Source organism: Intestinibacter sp., assembly GCF_034113885.1.
In the GTDB taxonomy this organism is placed as follows: Bacteria; Bacillota; Clostridia; order Peptostreptococcales; family Peptostreptococcaceae; genus Intestinibacter.
In genome coordinates, this window is the sequence record NZ_JAXEWM010000121.1 from 1 (window position 1) to 3247 (window position 3247).

General features: G+C 34.8%; 3 protein-coding genes. All 3 read left to right on the forward strand.

Annotated features, from left to right (window positions below):
* On the forward strand, window positions 1-1217 hold a 1217-nt coding region (locus tag SPD90_RS07370; RefSeq protein ID WP_320924795.1), incomplete at its 5' end, for a peptidase U32 family protein.
* Window positions 1218-1227: 10 nt separating this feature from the next.
* On the forward strand, window positions 1228-2097 hold the full coding sequence (locus tag SPD90_RS07375; RefSeq protein ID WP_320924796.1) for a methionyl aminopeptidase: 870 nt from the start codon (window positions 1228-1230) through the stop codon (window positions 2095-2097).
* A gap of 426 nt (window positions 2098-2523) precedes the next feature.
* On the forward strand, window positions 2524-3247 hold a 724-nt coding region (locus SPD90_RS07380), incomplete at its 3' end, for an L-lactate dehydrogenase (protein ID WP_320924797.1).

The following is a 3247-nucleotide window of genomic DNA, read 5'->3' on the forward strand; positions in this document are numbered from 1 at the left end:
TAGAATTATTAGCACCTGCTGGTGATTTAGAGAAGTTAAAGATTGCTTTTATTTACGGAGCAGATGCAGTTTATATAGGTGGCGAGATTTTTGGTATGCGTTCTGCTGCTAAAAATTTTTCAAAAGAGGATATGATAGAAGGGCTAGAATTTGCTCATAATATGGGCAAAAAGGTCTTTGTAACAGTTAATATTATCCCGAGAAGTGATCAGCTAGATAGCTTAGCTGATTATATAAAAGAGCTAGATGAAATAGGTGTAGATGCGGTTATAGTAAGTGATGCGGGTGTGTTTAATATAGTCAAAAGAGTAGCTCCTGATATGGAGATACATATAAGCACACAGGCTAGTACATCTAATTACATAGCTGCTAACTTTTGGTATGAGCAAGGAGCGAAAAGAATCGTAACGGCTAGAGAGATGTCGTTTGCAGAGACTAAAGAGCTAAGAGAAAATACACCTGAGGATTTAGATATAGAATCATTTATACATGGGGCTATGTGCATGAGCTACTCTGGTAAATGTGTAATAAGTAACTACGCAACTGGTAGAGATGCTAACCAAGGCTCTTGTGCTCAATCTTGTAGATGGAAGTACAATCTAGTTGAGGACGTAAACGGCGATTACGAAAATGTGTTAGACGACGAGGATTATCAATTTTTCTTCAATACAAAGGATTTATGTATGATAAAATATATTCCGGAAATATTTGACAGCGGAATAACTAGCCTAAAAATCGAAGGTCGTATGAAAACTGCTTATTATGTAGCTACAACTGTAAGAGCCTACAGAATGGCGATTGATGAATATTACAAGGATCCAGATAACTGGAAATTCAATCCAATGTGGTTAGACGAGCTTAAAAAAGGAAGCCATAGAGATTACTCTACAGGATTTTTCCTAGATAGACCAGGTAAAAATTCAAACAACTACGAATCAGCTTCATATATAAGAAATTACGACTTCATAGGAATCGTAAAAGAAGTCCTTGATGATGGATATTTAATAGTAGAACAGAGAAATAAAATGTCTGTAGGTGAAGAGATAGAAGTAATAGGACCTTACAAGGAGACTATGTTTACAACTATCTTAGAGATGTACAATGAAGATGGGGAGCCGATAGAGTCAGCACCTCATGCGAGACAAATAGTAAAAATGAAATTAGGTATAGAAGCCTACGAAAATTATATACTTAGAAAACCGATAATAAAAGGTTAGGGAGGAAAAGATGTTATTAGGAAGAAATAGTAAATGCTGGTGTGGCAGCGGCGAAAAATATAAAAAATGCCACATGGAATTCGATGAAAAATTAAAACAATTCGCTAGAGAAGGTTACGAAATACCTACTAGAGATATGATAAAAAACGCAGAACAAATAGAAAAAATAAAAGAAAGTGCAAAAATCAACACAGCTGTTTTAGATGAAGTTGAAAAACACATAAAAGCTGGAATGACTACAGAAGAAATAAATACTATAGTTCACGATTTTACAGTTGCAAATGGTGCGATACCTGCTCCACTTGGATTCTGCGGATATCCAAAGAGTGTTTGTACATCAGTAAACGACCAAATCTGCCATGGTATACCATCAGAAGACGTCGTATTAAAGGATGGAGATATAATAAATGTAGACGTATCTACAATCTACAATGGATACTACTCAGATGCATCTAGAATGTACATGATAGGTGAAGTCAGCGAAGAAGCTAAAAAATTAGTACAAGTAACTAAAGAATCTATGGAATTAGCAATATCAAAGGTTAAGCCTTGGGTTCCAATGGGTGTAATCGGAGCGACTATCCAAGAATATGTTCACAAGCACGGATATACAGTAGTAAGAGAGTTCGGCGGACATGGTATAGGATTAGAATTCCACGAAGATCCATTTGTATTCCACTATGGATACGAGGATGAAGGCGTGATAATGGTTCCTGGTATGATGTTCACTATAGAGCCTATGATAAACCAAGGTGGATATGATTTATATATAGATCAAAATAACGGATGGACATCTTATACAAAGGATGGAAAGTTATCTGCTCAATGGGAAAATATGATATTAGTAACTGAAGATGGTTGTGAAATATTAACTTATTAATTTGAAAAGGTCTGTATTGAAAAAATGCAGGCTTTTTTATTTGTTTACTGATAGGAGTATTACAGTTTGAGCTATTGTAATTATGTTTAAGGATTTTGTGATAAATTTAGCGGTTTTATTTATAAGTTATTTGGTCGGAAGGTCTTTGTTGCAAATTTGTTGGCATTAAGAATAAATTAATACAAGTTATTACAAGATTTTTATCACAAAGAAATTAAACATATTAATAATGGGACAAGTTTGATAATTGTATCGTTGATTTTGCAAGGTTTATGGTAATGTATTCCAATTTGCGGAAATTCATATAAAAATGGAAGAAATATGATAAGATATTAAAAGTGAGTAAAATTTCATTTGTTGGACAAAATAGATATATAAAAAATGAGGTTATTTAATTTCATAGGTAATATGACAGCGGAGGAGAAAATGAAATCAAAAGTAGCAATTATTGGAACAGGAATGGTTGGAATGAGTTATGCGTATTCTATGGTCAATCAAGGAATATGTGAGGAGCTCGTTTTAATCGATATCAACAAAGAGAAAACAGAAGGTGAAGCGATAGACTTAAACCATGGATTGAGCTTTGCACCTAGAAAGATGAAGATATATTCAGGTGATTATGCTGATCTTAAAGATGTGGCATTAGTTTGTATAACAGCAGGTCCACCGCCAATTGAGGGCGAAACTAGATTGGATACCTTACATAAAAGTATAGGTGTTATGAAAAATATAATAGAAAGTATAAAAGCTTCAGGATTCGATGGGATTATGTTGATTGCAACAAATCCAGTAGATATTATGACTTATGCAGCATGGAAGTTGTCTGGATTTGATAAGTCGAGAGTAATAGGCTCAGGTACAACACTTGATTCGGCGAGACTTAGATCTGCCCTTGCCGATAAATTAGATATAAATCAAAAGAATATCCACGCATATGTAATAGGTGAGCACGGTGATTCTCAGTTTGTGCCTTGGAGCTATGCACTTTGTGGAGTGGAGCCGATTTACCATATGGCTTCTAAAAATAAGGGAATAAGCTTTGAGGAGCTGGCTGATATAGAGGATGAGGTTAGAAATATCGCTTATAAGATAATCAAAGCTAAGAGGGCGACTTATTACGGAATAGGTATGTCGCTTGCAAGAATTACTA

What these genes read in the sequence shown, in the direction of transcription:
- SPD90_RS07375 (WP_320924796.1), top strand. Translation starts at nt 1,228, where the DNA reads ATGTTATTAGGAAGAAATAGTAAATGCTGGTGTGGCAGCGGCGAAAAA.